Origin of the sequence: Nostoc sp. KVJ20 (assembly GCF_001712795.1) — a bacterium.
In the GTDB taxonomy this organism is placed as follows: Bacteria; Cyanobacteriota; Cyanobacteriia; order Cyanobacteriales; family Nostocaceae; genus Nostoc.
The window spans coordinates 178,094-193,464 of sequence record NZ_KV757622.1; the positions used below are offsets into that span (position 1 = coordinate 178,094).

At 40.3% G+C, this 15,371-nt stretch carries 19 protein-coding genes; 12 read left to right on the top strand and 7 right to left on the bottom strand.

The window, feature by feature from the left end; genetic code table 11:
* Positions 1–204: 204 nt before the first annotated feature.
* Positions 205–729 (bottom strand): polyketide cyclase / dehydrase and lipid transport, encoded by a 525-nt coding sequence (locus tag A4S05_RS16905; protein WP_069070960.1) that lies wholly within the window; start codon positions 727–729, stop codon positions 205–207.
* A gap of 451 nt (positions 730–1,180) precedes the next feature.
* Here A4S05_RS16905 and hemF point away from each other — a divergent pair, with 451 nt between their 5' ends.
* Together hemF and A4S05_RS16915 are read left to right on the top strand one after the other, a co-directional pair.
* The gene (gene hemF, locus A4S05_RS16910) at positions 1,181–2,221 is read left to right on the top strand and encodes an oxygen-dependent coproporphyrinogen oxidase (protein WP_069070961.1); all 1,041 of its coding nucleotides are present in this window, start codon (positions 1,181–1,183) and stop codon (positions 2,219–2,221) included.
* A gap of 244 nt (positions 2,222–2,465) precedes the next feature.
* Complete coding sequence (locus tag A4S05_RS16915; protein WP_012411454.1) at positions 2,466–2,834, top strand: STAS domain-containing protein; 369 nt, start codon at positions 2,466–2,468, stop codon at positions 2,832–2,834.
* A gap of 64 nt (positions 2,835–2,898) precedes the next feature.
* On the opposite strand, the gene A4S05_RS16920 is transcribed toward A4S05_RS16915, so the two are convergent.
* Positions 2,899–3,495 carry a chromophore lyase CpcT/CpeT gene (locus A4S05_RS16920; RefSeq protein ID WP_069070962.1) on the bottom strand — a complete coding sequence of 199 codons (597 nt, stop codon included), beginning with the start codon at positions 3,493–3,495 and terminating at the stop codon, positions 2,899–2,901.
* A 213-nt stretch (positions 3,496–3,708) separates the two neighbouring features.
* Here A4S05_RS16920 and psb29 point away from each other — a divergent pair, with 213 nt between their 5' ends.
* Entirely contained in the window at positions 3,709–4,416 is a 708-nt protein-coding gene (psb29, locus tag A4S05_RS16925) for a photosystem II biogenesis protein Psp29 (protein ID WP_069070963.1), read from the top strand.
* Between the two features lie 118 nt (positions 4,417–4,534).
* On the opposite strand, the gene A4S05_RS16930 is transcribed toward psb29, so the two are convergent.
* The 3 genes from A4S05_RS16930 to A4S05_RS16940 form a co-directional block, all read right to left on the bottom strand.
* Positions 4,535–4,897, bottom strand: coding sequence for a phage holin family protein (locus A4S05_RS16930; protein WP_069070964.1), 363 nt, complete (start codon positions 4,895–4,897; stop codon positions 4,535–4,537).
* A gap of 299 nt (positions 4,898–5,196) precedes the next feature.
* Positions 5,197–5,787, bottom strand: a complete 591-nt coding sequence (locus A4S05_RS16935) for an ExbD/TolR family protein (RefSeq protein WP_069070965.1) — start codon at positions 5,785–5,787, stop codon at positions 5,197–5,199.
* A 42-nt stretch (positions 5,788–5,829) separates the two neighbouring features.
* Complete coding sequence (locus A4S05_RS16940; RefSeq protein WP_069070966.1) at positions 5,830–6,558, bottom strand: MotA/TolQ/ExbB proton channel family protein; 729 nt, start codon at positions 6,556–6,558, stop codon at positions 5,830–5,832.
* A gap of 320 nt (positions 6,559–6,878) precedes the next feature.
* Here A4S05_RS16940 and trmB point away from each other — a divergent pair, with 320 nt between their 5' ends.
* The 9 genes from trmB to A4S05_RS41685 all read left to right on the top strand — a co-directional run bounded on the left by trmB (position 6,879) and on the right by A4S05_RS41685 (position 12,722).
* Positions 6,879–7,532 carry a tRNA (guanosine(46)-N7)-methyltransferase TrmB gene (gene trmB, locus A4S05_RS16945; protein WP_069070967.1) on the top strand — a complete coding sequence of 218 codons (654 nt, stop codon included), beginning with the start codon at positions 6,879–6,881 and terminating at the stop codon, positions 7,530–7,532.
* Positions 7,533–7,949: 417 nt separating this feature from the next.
* A complete protein-coding gene (locus A4S05_RS16950; RefSeq protein ID WP_069070968.1) occupies positions 7,950–8,195 on the top strand; it encodes a hypothetical protein in 246 nt (81 codons plus the stop codon).
* Between the two features lie 27 nt (positions 8,196–8,222).
* Entirely contained in the window at positions 8,223–8,660 is a 438-nt protein-coding gene (locus A4S05_RS16955; RefSeq protein WP_069070969.1) for a nitrogen fixation protein, read from the top strand.
* Between the two features lie 171 nt (positions 8,661–8,831).
* On the top strand, positions 8,832–9,164 hold the full coding sequence (locus A4S05_RS16960) for a Nif11-like leader peptide family natural product precursor (RefSeq protein WP_069070970.1): 333 nt from the start codon (positions 8,832–8,834) through the stop codon (positions 9,162–9,164).
* A 93-nt stretch (positions 9,165–9,257) separates the two neighbouring features.
* Positions 9,258–10,520 carry a nif11-class peptide radical SAM maturase 3 gene (locus A4S05_RS16965; RefSeq protein WP_069070971.1) on the top strand — a complete coding sequence of 421 codons (1,263 nt, stop codon included), beginning with the start codon at positions 9,258–9,260 and terminating at the stop codon, positions 10,518–10,520.
* Between the two features lie 8 nt (positions 10,521–10,528).
* On the top strand, positions 10,529–10,711 hold the full coding sequence (locus A4S05_RS16970; protein ID WP_069070972.1) for a hypothetical protein: 183 nt from the start codon (positions 10,529–10,531) through the stop codon (positions 10,709–10,711).
* Between the two features lie 349 nt (positions 10,712–11,060).
* The gene (locus tag A4S05_RS16975; RefSeq protein WP_069070973.1) at positions 11,061–11,699 is read left to right on the top strand and encodes a PEP-CTERM sorting domain-containing protein; all 639 of its coding nucleotides are present in this window, start codon (positions 11,061–11,063) and stop codon (positions 11,697–11,699) included.
* A gap of 666 nt (positions 11,700–12,365) precedes the next feature.
* Entirely contained in the window at positions 12,366–12,521 is a 156-nt protein-coding gene (locus A4S05_RS41680; RefSeq protein ID WP_176727024.1) for a hypothetical protein, read from the top strand.
* 39 nt (positions 12,522–12,560) lie between these two features.
* Positions 12,561–12,722: a hypothetical protein gene (locus tag A4S05_RS41685; protein ID WP_176727025.1), complete on the top strand. Its 162-nt coding sequence runs from the start codon at positions 12,561–12,563 to the stop codon at positions 12,720–12,722.
* A gap of 245 nt (positions 12,723–12,967) precedes the next feature.
* Here A4S05_RS41685 and A4S05_RS16980 read toward each other — a convergent pair whose 3' ends face one another.
* Positions 12,968–13,705 (bottom strand): peptidylprolyl isomerase, encoded by a 738-nt coding sequence (locus tag A4S05_RS16980; RefSeq protein ID WP_069070974.1) that lies wholly within the window; start codon positions 13,703–13,705, stop codon positions 12,968–12,970.
* Between the two features lie 63 nt (positions 13,706–13,768).
* On the bottom strand, positions 13,769–15,292 hold the full coding sequence (locus A4S05_RS16985) for a beta-barrel domain-containing protein (RefSeq protein WP_069070975.1): 1,524 nt from the start codon (positions 15,290–15,292) through the stop codon (positions 13,769–13,771).
* Positions 15,293–15,371 lie beyond the last annotated feature (79 nt).

A 15,371-nucleotide genomic window follows, 5' to 3' on the forward strand; every position in this document is an offset into this window, starting at 1 on the left:
GTTATTAACTGGATGCTTTCTTAAGTAAGGTCAGCTAAGTTTTATCACTGTTGCTGCCGTAATAAAACTTAGCAATGGCATTATTACCTAATAGAATCTTAACTTTCTTTGGGCATTGGGATTAGGGGAGAGGTGACAGGTGAGAGGGAATAATCTGTAACCTGTAACCTATTCCCTGCTTATCCACTCCCCAATCCCCAGTCCCTAAAAATCAAAACAACTGTCATTAAGAGATTTTTTCTGACCAGATACCGCCGGCAATGCCGTCTTTTCTACTGCCTCGACTAAAGACCGTGCAACGCGGTCTGCATAAGGACGGGATAAAGACCAAATCAGGGGCGATAACCATCCCCGTAGTGTTACAGAATAAGACAAACAAGTACCACAAACCGTTGACTCTACTTGATAAGTCACCCTTTCCTCAATTCCAGGAATTGCCATTACTCGGATACTCAGCATCTCTCTAGGATTGACGCGTTCCACAAAAATTCTGATGGGAATCGGCGAAAAGCGTGTGACAGCTTGAAAAATTAATCCTGGTTTGGGTACTAATCCGTGGGGAACATTAGTACTCTTAAGTTGTGGATGCCAGGAAACATCTGTTAAGTCAACCACTTTTTGCCACAGTTCATCTACAGAAGCAGAACTAATCTCTCGATACGTCCACACCAGAGAGGCGCAAAACCGACGACGTTTGCGGTGGATGAATTTGGATAACCAACCTTGCATTTTCCTAATCCTCCTCCTCTCTAGAGACTTTCTGGTAACTCTGGTATGGTGTGCAACTACGCTCAAACCCTAAATTAAAACTTTCTCAAAAATTCACTAAACATAGTAAGCCTCGATTCGGTACAGACCCTAACAGCCAATATCAGCAATATGGCAAAAAATTTCTGAGTAGCACGGTTAAAGCCTTAATACCTCAAGGTTGGAACTAAAATCTAGTCTCTATACCAGAATATTCCAATTAAGAATTTCAAAAAAAACTAATTCAATATACAAGCCTATACGCATTTGAGGGAAAATAACTCTAGTGATGCCCATCAATCGTATAAATGCTTAACCAGTAAGAAAAAGCGGGTTGGGCAAATAGAGCTAGATTGTTGGCGCGTGTTTCCCCCAAATTTTAAAATGAAAAATTTGTGGCTTTCTGGAAATTGTAATTTAGGTTCGGGAATCTATGTTGACCAACTCGCAAACACCAACTGTAGAAGCAGTATCATCCAAATCTTTGCCAGCACCTGACGCTCAGACTAGAGTCAGTCAGTTTATGAAACAGCTGCAAGACGAAATTACTGAATCATTAGGAAAACTAGATGGTGTGGCTAAGTTTCATGAAGATAGTTGGGAACGCCCAGAAGGAGGTGGAGGGCGATCGCGCGTGCTGCGAGATGGTGCAATATTTGAACAAGCAGGTGTAAATTTTTCTGAAGTTTGGGGTTCCCATTTGCCAGCTTCAATTTTAGCCCAACGCCCGGAAGCAGCAGGGCATGGCTTTTATGCCACTGGCACTTCAATGGTGCTACATCCTCATAATCCTTACGTACCCACAGTTCATCTAAATTATCGCTACTTTGAAGCGGGGCCAGTTTGGTGGTTTGGTGGTGGTCTTGACTTGACACCTTATTACCCATTTGCTGAAGATGCGGCACATTTACACAAAACGTTAAAACAGGCTTGTGACCAACATCACCCAGAATATTACCCAGTATTTAAACGGTGGTGTGATGAATATTTCTACCTCAAGCATCGTGACGAGACACGGGGAGTAGGTGGTCTGTTTTTTGATTACCAAGATGGTCAAGGTGCTTTATATCGCGGCCCAAATCCCGACGGAGAAGCGGCTAATTATAGCAACCAGGTGGGAACACCAGCAACCCGCAATTGGGAAGATTTGTTTGGTTTTGTGCAAGACTGCGGCAGAGCATTTTTACCAGCCTACGTACCAATTGTAGAACGGCGGCATGGGATGGAATATGGCGATCGCCAACGGAATTTTCAACTCTACCGTCGGGGAAGATATGTAGAATTTAACTTGGTTTATGACCGAGGCACCATTTTTGGTCTGCAAACCAACGGACGCACCGAATCAATTCTCATGTCCCTACCACCTTTAGTGCGCTGGGAATACGGCTATCAACCGGAACCCAATTCCCCTGAAGCCGAGTTGTATGAAACCTTCCTTAAGCCTCAAGATTGGATCAACTGGACAGCTAAATAGTGCTGAGTGCTGAGTGCTGAGTTAGGAGTCAGGAGTTAGGAGTCAGGAGTTATGATCCTGATCTTCTCTTTCTCATCTCCCTCACTCCCCACTCTCCACTATTTTGATGAGTTAAACTACTAAAGTTAAGCACTTAGCAGAAAAAGGTGACAATTTTAGCTATACCTTGTTAATCTCAAGTGACAGCATTAGAAAATTCTGCAACTAGTTAATCTTACATAGGAATGGCACGGGGAGGGCTTTAGTGATTCATATAGACCAAAAAACTTATACAACCCAAGACGGAAACACCGTTATTGTCCTGACACCAGCAGGTCGCCTAGATATCACCACTGCTTGGCAATTTCGCCTGAAGTTACAGGAGTGTATTTCCAAACTCAGTCGCCATGTAGTTGTAAATTTGGCTCAGGTAAATTTTATTGATAGTTCTGGTCTTACTTCTTTAGTCGCAGGAATGCGCGATGCTGATAAAGTCAAGGGTAGTTTCCGCATTTGCAATGTACATCCAGAAGCCAAACTCGTGTTTGAAGTGACGATGATGGATACTGTTTTTGAAATCTTTGAAACAGAAGAGGAAGCTTTAGAAGGTGTACCTCGTAGCATTGCCAGTTAGAAAAGAGTTAGGAGTTAGGAGTTAGGAGTTAATTGAAAATTCATGACTCATAACTTTATCTTATTCAATACTGATTTCGCTTGGTGTAGCGATAAGGCCCCATAATCGCTCCCCAGGTTGCTTTTCCAGTAGTTGGATCAATTCCCTTGTCATAGCTATAAAATTCTGCCCCTGTAGCTGCAAAACCCAAGGAAACATACACAGTATTGCCAAGATAAGTAAAGCTACAACGAGTGTCTGGTAGTGGGGTAGCAGTGAACTTATAGCGATCGCAAGCTAGTTCTTCCTGACTAACTGTTAGGATACAACCTGGCAGTAAATCCAATTGTTCGGGTGTCAGTGTGTTGAGTAGAGCAGGGTTATGACCTGCGCCTCTTAATGCACCTGGATCTTGAGGCATATAATATTGTACTTCCACGGTTGCGTCAGAGTCGCTCCCCTGACGCAAGCGGATAATTCGCTGGCGATAAGGTTGATCTAGGGTAATAACGTTAGCCTGTTCGGCAAACAAGGTAATACTATCTTCTGTGAAGAGATTAACTGGTCTTTGCCACAAGCGCAGGTGGACATACCAAACTGGTTCTGCTATGGCTTGTTCCCGATTATCAAATTCACCAGCTAGGTACTCACCTAAAGCAATTAACTGTGGCGAGAAGTTCATAAATGCGATAAAAGAATCATTAAGGATGATAATTTTTTTTGGCTAGTTTTTTAGGAGAAAAGGTCTTAATCCCCTGTGGCTACTAGCTTATAAAATACTTCTGATTTGTCTACATTGTAAATGAAACTGTCACCAGCTAAAAGCTCAACTTGGCAAAGTAGCCTTTAAGCGAGAAAATAAAGATACGTCGCCCTTAACATTTCCTTTTTCTTTGTGAATAACGTCCGTACAGTCTCTGATACAAAACGAACTTTCTACAATCTTCACACCCGTCCGATCAACACTATTTATCGTCGGGTAGTAGAAGAATTGATGGTGGAAATGCATCTGCTGTCAGTAAATATCGATTTTAGCTACAATCCAATTTATGCCTTGGGTGTCGTCACTACTTTTGACCGCTTCATGGAAGGCTATCAACCCGAACGGGATCAAGAATCAATTTTTAACGCCCTATGTCGGGCTATAGAACAAGATCCGCAACAATTTCGACAGGATGCTGAAAGATTGCAAGCTGTAGCTAAAGGTTTGCCAGTTAAAGATTTAATTGGTTGGCTAGGCCAAACTACTTATTTAGATAGAGATGGTGACTTACAAGCACAACTGCAAGCGATCGCCAATAATCCTAACTTTAAATACAACCGTTTGTTCGCAATTGGTGTATTTTCGTTATTAGAGCAGTCAGATCCCGGATTAGTCAAAGACGAAAAACAACTCACTGAGGCATTGAAAGCGATCGCTGCCGGTCTGCACCTCTCCGATGACAAACTCAACAAAGATTTGGAATTATACCGTTCTAACCTAGACAAAATGGCGCAAGCATTGATAGTGATGGCAGATATGCTCTCAGCCGATCGCAAAAAACGCGAGCAACGTAAACAACAATCAACTACACCAGTTGCTCCACCAAGTTCCAACGAATAGTTAAGAGTAATTCAATTTTAGATTTTAGATTTTAGATTTTTACTTCAATCCAAAATCTAAAATTGAAAATCTAAAATTGCCAGAGTTAAGATTTATGAATAACTCCTAACTCCTAACTTTAGACGCCCAATAGTTTGTAGATTAAGCTGTTAATTATAGTCAGTGCAAATGCCCCAATCACAGCACTCCAAATACCGTAACGTAAGCGAAAGCCCTCTACTAGCCAAGCCGCAATACTAAAACAAACTACGGCAATCATAAATGTGAAAATGCCGGATAGTAAATCCAAGGTAAGTAAATTTGGTACTGCAAAAACGAGGCTTAAAATCGGTCTAACTATTGCTGTCACGATCCCAAGCACTGCGGCAGAAAGAAAGGCTTTACCTGGAGTTTCAATTTCAACTCCCAAAGGCAACTTGCTAATTATCAATAAGCTGATAGCTGTTACTACCCAAACAATTAAAAGCGTCACGATATTCATGCCACAACCCCTGAAACGTGAATGGCAATTGGTGATAAATTACTTTAGTTTATCGGTGGAAAAATCTTTAAAGCTCAACCAATTATTTATAAATTAGCAGAGAATTTTCTCTGACCGAATTTTATTTTAGATATCTTTAGGTTTGCCACAAAGCTTGAAGGGGGAGTGGGGAATGAGGGAGTAAGGGAGCAGGGGGAGCAGGGGAAGAAAATTAATAACCAATGCCCCATACCCCATGCCCCATGCCCTACATTATCTTTTAAGAGTAGGTTGGGCTTGTTTGGTTTGGGTGCTGGCGCTTAAGGCGCTGGTGAGCTAGGAACCGCCGTAGGTAAGGGTACGGAATTAGGTGCTAAGGGAAATTTAGGGGCAAGATTCCCTTCGGGATTGATACCTGGAACTGGTGTATCACCAGGATTTATGGGGAAAGAGGGGATAGCAGGCTGGTTTGGTAAGCTTGTGGGTGGTTGAGATGGGCCAGGAATAATTCCCAAAGAAACGCGATCGCCTCCTACTTGCCGTAGTAAATCTAATGTCTCAATCACATCATTATAAGTTGCTGTGCGCGAAGCATTCAGCACCACAACAGCACTGGGATTTTGTTGGAGATACTGTTTTAACGTTTGTCCCAAATCCTCCCGTTTTATAGGCTGTTTTTCTATGTAAGTATTGCCAACGGCATCGATAGTCACAATCAGACTTCCACTCTGTGACGTTATCCCAGATACTAAACTGGGACTGGCTTTGGGCAAATCAACATTTATCGCCTGTTGCCGTGTAAATTGTAATGCCGCTAACAAAAAAAACGTCAGGATACAAAAAACAACATCAATTAAAGGGATGATTTGAATTTGGACTTCTTCAATTGGAGTATGTAGATTAACTTTCATGTCTCACTATAAAGCCTGGTTTCGGAGTTGAATTTTTGACTATTAATTAGGTGCATTCGGGGGTTCAGGTGGTTCAGGCAACCGAGTCTTTCCTGGCTTGCGAGGTGGAGTGAAACTCTCCCGCACAATTGCTGATGTAATATTACTAAAGTCAGGCGGGGACTGGTGATAGAGCAATTCCATCTCATTCCCTGCTTTACGAAAAACTTTAACTTGGTTGACGACAAAACTTTGAAATAGGCGGTAAAATACCAAACTAATGATGGCAACTATTAGCCCTGCTGCCGTACTAATTAAGGATTCACCAATACCAGTAGTCACTCCAGCAGTAGATTCAGTTCCTAAATCGCCAATCCGAATTGAGCGCAGAGACTGGATTAAACCTAAAACTGTACCTAATAATCCTAGCAGGGGTGCGAGGGCAATCACGGCTTCTAAAAGCTTTTCACCTCGCCGCATTCCAGCCAATTCATCTTCTGCTGTAGCCTCAAGTGCTAATCGAAAGGTTTCTGCATTACTTTTTGTTAAGCGTAGAGGGGCGTAAAGAAAACGCCCAACTGGCTGATGGCTTGCTTGTCTTGCAATGTCCGCAGCTACTTGCCAATTATCCTGGGCAGCATCTAGGATGCGATCGACTATTTGCTTTTCCTGAGTCAAAATTCTTAACCAGAACCACAAACGCTCGAAAATCACACTCAAAGCCAGAATCGACAAAATGAGCAAAGGCCACATCGCTGGCCCGCCCTTATAAAACAAATCTAAAATATCCACTGTTTAAGTTTCCTCCCTCCATGACTAGAGCAAATGTGCTTAAGCATTTTAATTCTAGAGATTAATGCAAAATGAGGGACTTCAAAAATATAAATTTCTCGAAAACCTCAAAATACAGTGTAAAGATGGCATATTTGACTCAGACTGCTTTACAAGTATTGGAGCAAAAAGCCCACCGCTTATAGTCGTGGGAGTGTCAAAAACTTTCTGCTGGATAGGCGATTGAATGATAGACCGATAATTTTTGGCATACTTTTGCTAGACTTCCTTGTAACCTGGAGTTGCACTACAGGATATTTTCACGTGAAGGAGAGCAAATTTTGGCAGCAGTCCGAGTCCGCCAGCATGTTAATCCACTTGGTAAAAAGTATCAAACACCAGCAAATCCCCTTGACTGGGAAAAAGTTTATGCAAAGCCAAATCAACCACTACATCTAGATATTGGCTGCGCTAAGGGACAGTTTTTGCTGAATATGGCCAAGATAGAACCCAACTGGAATTTTCTCGGCTTAGAAATTCGGGAACCGCTGGTGGTGGAGGCGAATAAGTTACGTTCTGAGTTGGCTTTAACAAACCTGCACTACTTGTTTTGCAATGTGAATAACTCATTGCACTCACTTTTATCTTCTCTGCCTCCAGGAAGTTTACAACACGTTACAATTCAATTCCCCGATCCTTGGTTTAAAACCCGCCATGCGAAACGTCGTGTAGTCCAACCAGAATTAGTGGCAGATTTAGCGAAATATCTTGCGGTTGGGGGATTTGTATTTCTGCAATCAGATATGGAATTTGTCGCTGTGGAAATGCGCGATCGCTTTGCGGAAAATCCAGATTTTGAGAAAATTGGTACAGGAGAATGGTTAACTGAAAACCCCTTACCAGTTCCAACAGAAAGGGAAATAGGTACGCAAAAAAAGGGTGAACCTGTTTATCGGGCTTTGTTTGTTAGGCGAGAAGTTGTAAATGAAGAGTAGTGATGGTGTGCGATCGCATAGTACTATAAATGCCAAATCTAGCTTTTTATCTGGATATTTTAGAGATTATATGTTTTCCCAAGTTGATCTAAAGTAACTAGAAATTAGACATTCTCTATCAATTTCCAACATTTTCGGGACATAAATATTTTAGTTAATGATCGCAATTGCCTGAGATATCAAATTTGAATTGGTATCCGATAGTTTATAGCTTGAGTAAATGATATATGCCCCTACAGAAAAATAGGGGCGAATTAAAATTTATCGTTTTTTAGTGACATAAAAGTTTTATTTCTGTCTACTTTAGGGTTCTTAAGATATAGAGTGAGTAGCTTCTTTTTTCCTAAGATAAGGACATATTAGGCAATTACACTGATTAGTAATAGTCAATAGTCAATAAATCAGAGGTAAATCAACATGGAAGCGAAAGAAAAAAAGTATAACAGTCAAATTGAAATTAGCGATTTGATTGATGATGCTGTGAAAAATGCTGTGGCACGTCGGAATGAAGTTTTGGATTCAGAAGAAACTTTATTATCTATGTCTGACGAAGAAGCAAGAAGTGTTGCAGGTGGAGTATCAAAATTAGTTCCCGTAATTCTTGGTAAGTTTCCTATTCCTACAACGATAGGACTGATAGCAACTGAACCCTTATATTCATAAAGATTCTCTCCACTGGAGGCTCAATTGATGAAAGATATTACCGTTGATAAAACTACACTTTGCCCCAGTGCTAGACCAGAATCTGAGGATAGTGTTGTTTTCGGAATCATCAGTGGAACAGTTGCAGAACCCCGTGTAACTTATCTTAAACAGCCCTTGCCTATCACTAATGAACTGATAGCAAAAGCTAGTCCAATTACACCTGCTGAAATTTTTCGGACGGCGGCAGCTTGTGCCACTAAAGGTTGCCAGCATTTTGATGGACAAGATTGCCGTCTAGCAATGCGAATTGTAGAAAAGTTACCGCCAGTGGCAGAAGAACTACCCCCCTGTTCCATACGCCGAGATTGTCGGTGGTGGCAACAAGAAGGGAAAGCAGCTTGTATGCGTTGTCCACAACTGATTACAGATAACTACAATCCGTCTGAAGTTGCAATTCAAGTGTCAAAACTAGCTGCCAGTTAAAAGGCTTCCAAATAAAAAATACTCAACTACTGCTTGTGGGGTGGGTGTCTTACCCGCCCGTAGCCAAAAGCAGGCAGGATGCCCATCCTAGAAGATTAGATATATCTAATGAATTGGTTCAATATTCCAACAGAGTTACCAACTCTTAAGTAATTTCAGGAGTAGAAGATTATGTCTCTAGAACATGTGAAAGCTTTTTACGAAAAGCTAGCAAATGATGAAGCCTTTCGTAATCAAATTCAAGGCGTTAATAGCAAGGAAGAATGTAGTCAGATAGTTAAAGCTGCTGGCTACGATTTCACTCTAGAAGAGTATGAAGAATATACTGCTCAATTGCTGGAGTCTGCAAATGGTGAAGCTGAACTCAAGGATTTAAGTGAAAAAGAATTGGCAGCAGTTTTTGGTGGATTAACTGGTAAGCCCAAAATCCAACCATTATATGGAGCTGTATGGCCACCCTACCAATTGTTGTATGGAGTTATTCGGGTAGATGACATAGTTTAAGGAACCTCTATTGCAACTAGGAAAGATTAAATTTCTAGGGACGGATGGGGATTTGTTCGTCCCTTTCTAGAAAAATGAATTGAGGCTATTTTTATGGCTTATCGGCGAATTAGTTATGCAGTTTGGGAAATTACACTTAAGTGTAATCTAGCCTGTCAACACTGCGGCTCTCGTGCTGGGCATACAAGGACACAAGAACTTTCCACAGCAGAAGCCCTTGATTTAGTCAAACAAATGGCGGAAGTGGGAATTACAGAAGTAACCATAATTGGTGGTGAAGCTTTTCTACGTCCTGACTGGCTGGAGATTGCCCAAGCAATTACCAAAGCTGGGATGTTATGTGGTATGACCACAGGGGGTTATGGTATCACCTTAGACACAGCCCACCGGATGAAGGAAGCAGGAATTAGTGTGGTATCTGTCTCAGTTGATGGTTTAGAAGCAACTCACGACCGTTTACGTGGTAGACAAGGCTCTTGGCAATGGGCGTTTAAGACCATGAGCAATCTCAAGGAAGCAGATATACGCTTTGGCTGCAATACTCAAATTAATCGTCTCTCTGCACCAGAATTTCCTTGTATTTACGAGCATCTCCGCGATGCTGGAGTATTCGCTTGGCAAATTCAGTTGACTGTACCGATGGGAAATGCAGCAGATAATAGTGAAATTCTGCTACAACCTTATGAATTACTCGATGTATATCCGATGATTGCTCGTGTTGCTCAACAGGCAAAGCGGGAAGGAGTGCAAGTTCAACCGGGAAATAATATCGGTTATTACGGTCCCTATGAACGACTGTTGCGGGGAGGAGATGCTTGGTCGTTCTGGCAAGGATGTAGTGCTGGATTGTCTGCTTTAGGCATTGAAGCCGATGGTGCGATAAAAGGTTGTCCCTCACTACCTACAACAGCCTATACTGGCGGCAACATCCGTGATTATTCACTGCGAACAATTATTGAAGAAACGGAAGAACTACGCTTTAATTTGGGGGCTGATACTCCCAAAGGAACAGAACATTTGTGGGGTTTCTGTAAGTCTTGCGAATTTGCTGAACTTTGTCGTGGTGGTTGCAGTTGGACTGCTCATGTTTTCTTTGATAAGAGAGGTAACAATCCTTACTGTCATCATCGCGCCCTGACTCAGGAAAAAGGTGGTATTCGGGAGCGAGTGTTTCTCCAGCGTCAGGCGGAAGGAAGCCCTTTTGACAATGGGGAGTTTGGGCTAGTTGAAGAACCAATAAATGCCCCTTGGCCAGAAAACGATCCACTTCATTTTACTAGCGATCGCATTCAATGGCCACAATCGTGGGAAGCAGAATCAGAGTTAGTCCATCTTTTGGTTAGTCCCAGCAATTAAACATTTTTATGAATAATATTTCCACTGATTCTCTTTCTGAAGAAAATACAACTTTTACAGACTCTCAAGAATCATTGTTACCTCGTTCTGCTTGGAATAGTCAGTTAGCCTATTTGCGACTTATTTTTAGAGCAAAGAAGGCGCTAGACTGCATTGAACAGGAAGCTGGTGTTGTGAGAAGTGAAAGTTGATTAATTGCTAAGAACAAATTGTCTGATGCTGGAAATTGAGTATTTATTATCTATCAACTCAAGCTTTATTTCGGGTTGATTTTTTATGTTTTTTCTCTACTCTATTTTAAAAATAAAAAATTAACCTAAAGACAACCTCAGCTTAATTTTTTGTTATTTAGCAGAGGTTTTAATTAATCTAACAAACAGAAAGCTTGCATAAGCTGCTACTTGTCATATTTTGGGATATAAAAGTTTCAGTTTTGTCCCATAAGATAAATTATTAAAATTTTATTTATTTTATATTTTTGGGTAAATACACACAAAAGATAATGGTAAAAACAAACATAGAGCTAGATTACCAAAACTTATGAAAGCTAAAAACATCGGATTATTGATTTCAGGTGCGGTAGGAGGATGTCTGATGTCATTAGCTCCAGCAAATGCTGCTATCTTAGTCGAACCAATCATTACAAAGCTGAATCCAGACTTCCAGGATGGGGTGGGAATTCCATTCAATCTTCAACCAGGAGAATTAACTTTCTGGAATGTTCCTGATACTACTGGAGAGCAAAATTTTCTAAATGATACAGGACTGGCTATAGATTCAATTTCTTTTATATTATTGCCTGGGTTTGATACTCTTGATGATGATTTAGCATGGGGCGATGTAAATGGGGATAGTAAAATTGGTATTTCTAACATTTTTACCAATATTAATGTTGATCCTGATTTTACCTTCCAACCTCTATCCACTCCCCAAAGTTTTAGTGCTCCACGAATTGATTTTGCAGCAGGAATAATTCCACTTAACGAGCGTTTTGTAGTTCAATTTCTTACCACACCAGATATAAGACCTGTTGTGCCTGGAGATAATGGGCCTCTGGTAGTAGGTGGTGTTTATTTTGCATCTGAACCTGTTCCTGAGCCTTCAACCATTCTTGGTTCTGTCTTTGCTATCGGATTAGGTGGTTATTTAAAAAAGTGTAAGTCATCTAGAAAAAAATAGGACTTACGCAAAATACCTCTTTAAGTCTCATTCCTTCGTGTCCACCGAAGTTCATATCGGCGCAAGCCAGCGCTCCGACTTCTCTGTGTGCCTCTGCGGTTTGATTCTCCTGTAACTTATGCGTAAGTCCTAAGACAGCATAATTTAGCTCAAAAACAACTGAGTAGAAATTAACTAAGAGAAATAGAGTGCATCAATAATGCACTCTATTTTGCTCTCTAGAAATATTATGCAAAAAATAGGTTGTTTGTTAAAAAAGCTCAGATGCCTTTACTCTAACAATAAATATTGTATGTAACTGTAGCATTTTTGTCCCTGATTTGGTAACAATACTTTAAATTTTTAGAAAAATATCAGTTGATTCATTTGATAATTCTCATCAAATTTACCTCAATCTAAAATCAGAAAGCTATATGTAAAAAGAGTTTCAAAATGGATAATTATTTCTCTTCATAATAAAAAAACTAATTGCTTACCATTCTCTACTTAGAATTGGCACAAAACTAGTAAATATAAAATTAATAATGTGACACAATTGTACTATTTTGCAACTGGATTTACCTAAGTAGTTGTTGACTTTGTATAAATAAATGTCAGATGATATATATTGTTGAAAAACACTGTTCTGCGAATTAATTATTCATTCACAAGGGGAGGAATTGTAACATGACTACTATCAAAATTGAAGACTTAAATACTCAATCCTCGGCTATTAATTTGAATGCTAATGAAATCACCGAAGTTAAAGGTGGTTGTCCAGTTTGTATAGTGCTACTTGGAGTAGCAGCAGGCTATGCGTTTGATCGTTGGGTTAACTCATAGTTAATAATTAATGACTTTTTGAATTAAGAGGTGTAACTAATGACAGTCATTTCTATCAGAGATATCAATGAAGTAGATTACATTAGTGATCTAAGCGAAAATGAAATTGAAGCTACTCGTGGGGGTTTTGTTATGCTTTTTCTTGCTGCTTTTGCAGTTGGTCAAGTCATTTCCCAAGCCCAACGTAAGCTTCAAAGCTAGTAAACCTCTTTTTTTAAAAAATATGCCTTATTGGGCTAACTATTTCTGGCTCTTTATGTGTGGATTTTTGATTGGACGAGTTATCTCTCAAATTCAAGAGAAGCTCTGGAGATAAGTTCGTACAACTTTAGGCATAAAAAATCCTCCTTACTCAAATGTAGGGAGGATTTTTTATTAACGTCAGTTTAACTAAGTGTCTGGCGAAAGAGTGTGGTTTGTGAATAACCTTACTTTTCAAACATCCTCTAAGCTACATGGTTTACGAATTCAACTTGTTCACGTTGGTGCTTCATCCATTCAGAAAAAAGTTCAAAAATAATTTTCATGTGTAATTTATTATCTAATTGCGGTTGAATAATCTCCTCAACAAAAATCAGGTAAAATCCTTGAGAATTGACAATTGGTTTGAGAACTTGTGGTGGTTTAGCAGCAAAGACAGCAGCAGAAATTTCTGCCTTCAAGTCCTTACGACTGAGTATTCCTCGGTATCCCCCAGAGCGTCGTAACTCCTGATCTTGAATATATTTGTGAGCAACATCATGGAAACTCATTTCTCCTTCCTGAATAGCATAGAAAAGTTCCAGCGCTAAGTCCTCATCATCCAAGACAACTTCATACAAGACTACAGCTGCATAATCTAATTGGTGTTCAAAAAAGTGCTGTTCAACTTTATCTGCAAACAGATGAACAGCTAACTTTCCAGCAACCACACTATTGTAAAGAATTTTTTCAAACTCTTCTAAAGACAGACCATGTTTTTCCAGCCAAGCCCAAGTATCATCAGCACTATCTAATTGGTTAGCTAAACGCATTTGATCAGCTGCTTTTTGAAGTTCGGCAACCTCTACTTTAATACCCAAATCTTCTGAGGTATTTTCCAGAATATGGCGATTTACAATCTCTTCAATTATGGATGGAATTTTACAAGATAGCTTAATTTGCTCAAGAATATTTTCGTTTGTAATTTTAACAACTTGTGGCATTTTACCTCTCCTTTTATAGCTCTCCCATCTGCAAAAGGGATGAGATATTTATTTATAAGTCCTTTACAATTTCACCCCACCTTGTTGCAACTGCTTAAACGGGTCAAGCAGAAAATCAATGATCCGACGCTGACGCACAATTACCTCAGCTGTCGCCGTATCCCCAGGACGCAAAACAATACACTTATTAGCCGAGCGAATACAATTTTGTTTTAGGGCAATTTCCAAGTCATAAGCTGCTACCTTGCCATTAGGTGTTTCCACCTCTATGGTAGTAGGAGAAATTTCTAACAATTCTCCTTCCATAACGCCGTAATCCTGAAAGGGATAAGCATCAAACTTCAACTTTACTGGCAATCCTCTTCGCAAGAAACCACTCTCATTTGTTGCCATTTGTGCCCGAATTATTAAAGGCGAACCTTGTGGGGCAATCTCCGCAATCATTGCACCAGGTTGCACCATAGAGCCAGCCCGTTGTATCGGTAAATGAAAGACTCTGCCATTCACGGTGGCTCTTAACTCTCGTTGTCCTAACTGAAACTTTAACGAGACAATCTGACTCTTAGTTTGAGCAATTTCTGCTTGAAGCGTAGTAATTTCTGTTTCCAAATTCTTCTGTTGTTCGTCGATTTTTAGCAGAGCTAGTTTGTTGGAGCGAGTTAAAGTCTGATAACTCCTTTCCTGTTCTTTGAGTCGCAACTGTGCCTGTTCAATATCTGCATTTGCTTGCCGAATAGTCCGCTCATAACTACTCTGTTGTTCTAATAAACGTAGTTTAGCTTGCTGAATATCTGACTGATTTTGTTCATACAGCTGTTGCTTATCTTTAGCTATATCTTGCTTATCTACAACATTAATTTCTGGAACAACCCCTGACTGCCAAAGACTGCGATAGCGTTCAACTTCCCGCTGGGTACTCGCCAAACTACTGTCTACTAATTTATTAGCTGTTTGACTATGCTCAAGAGTTTGCCGTGCCTGGTTGACTTGAGCTAACTTTTCGTCTTTTTGTAAATCATAGGAATTTCTAAGAGCATTCATATTCTGTCGCGCTTGGTCAATTTGAGACTGCTTTTCCAACTGTTGAGATTGATTTTGTTGCTGTTGCGTTGTCAAAGATACAACTAATTGACTTTTAGATGAATTTAGCTGAGAAAAGCGATTTAATTGTCCCTCTAACTTATCCTGTACCTGCCGCAATTCCGCCTTAACTAATTCCGATTCCAATACTAATAAAGTCTGCCCAACTTTAACCGAATCACCCTCTTTTACCCGAATTTCAGCAACAGTACCTGCCACAGCAGCATCCAGCCTAACCGTCTTTCCCTTTGGCTCAAGTCGCCCTCTTGCTGAACCCGTTTCATCCACCTTAGATAGCATTGCCCAAGGTAAAACTATCGACACAAATACCACTAAAAAATATAGCAATCCCCTAGTCCAAACCTGGGGCAAGCTATCAAGTAAATCCTTCGTCGCGTCAGCCCAATCATCAGTTGATCTCGCTGGTGTTTGCTTACTTAAAATTTCCTCGTGCTGTTCTACCTCATGGATTTGGCTTTGAACCTTTCCATTCAATGTGTTTGGCATGATTTTTCCTGATATCAATTTTGGATTTGGGATTTTATTTTAGAAGTGGTGAAACAAGAAAAGCTTTCTCCCGATCCTC

Bases quoted from the DNA above. Each gene is read 5' to 3' on its own strand.
- A4S05_RS16985 (WP_069070975.1), bottom strand. From the start codon at position 15,292: ATGCCAAACACATTGAATGGAAAGGTTCAAAGCCAAATCCATGAGGTA.
- A4S05_RS16970 (WP_069070972.1), top strand. From the start codon at position 10,529: ATGAATAATATTTCCACTGATTCTCTTTCTGAAGAAAATACAACTTTT.
- A4S05_RS41685 (WP_176727025.1), top strand. From the start codon at position 12,561: ATGACAGTCATTTCTATCAGAGATATCAATGAAGTAGATTACATTAGT.
- A4S05_RS16965 (WP_069070971.1), top strand. From the start codon at position 9,258: ATGGCTTATCGGCGAATTAGTTATGCAGTTTGGGAAATTACACTTAAG.
- A4S05_RS16955 (WP_069070969.1), top strand. From the start codon at position 8,223: ATGAAAGATATTACCGTTGATAAAACTACACTTTGCCCCAGTGCTAGA.
- A4S05_RS16975 (WP_069070973.1), top strand. From the start codon at position 11,061: ATGAAAGCTAAAAACATCGGATTATTGATTTCAGGTGCGGTAGGAGGA.
- A4S05_RS41680 (WP_176727024.1), top strand. From the start codon at position 12,366: ATGACTACTATCAAAATTGAAGACTTAAATACTCAATCCTCGGCTATT.
- hemF (WP_069070961.1), top strand. From the start codon at position 1,181: ATGTTGACCAACTCGCAAACACCAACTGTAGAAGCAGTATCATCCAAA.
- A4S05_RS16905 (WP_069070960.1), bottom strand. From the start codon at position 729: ATGCAAGGTTGGTTATCCAAATTCATCCACCGCAAACGTCGTCGGTTT.
- A4S05_RS16980 (WP_069070974.1), bottom strand. From the start codon at position 13,705: ATGCCACAAGTTGTTAAAATTACAAACGAAAATATTCTTGAGCAAATT.
- A4S05_RS16960 (WP_069070970.1), top strand. From the start codon at position 8,832: ATGTCTCTAGAACATGTGAAAGCTTTTTACGAAAAGCTAGCAAATGAT.
- A4S05_RS16950 (WP_069070968.1), top strand. From the start codon at position 7,950: ATGGAAGCGAAAGAAAAAAAGTATAACAGTCAAATTGAAATTAGCGAT.
- A4S05_RS16935 (WP_069070965.1), bottom strand. From the start codon at position 5,787: ATGAAAGTTAATCTACATACTCCAATTGAAGAAGTCCAAATTCAAATC.
- A4S05_RS16920 (WP_069070962.1), bottom strand. From the start codon at position 3,495: ATGAACTTCTCGCCACAGTTAATTGCTTTAGGTGAGTACCTAGCTGGT.
- A4S05_RS16930 (WP_069070964.1), bottom strand. From the start codon at position 4,897: ATGAATATCGTGACGCTTTTAATTGTTTGGGTAGTAACAGCTATCAGC.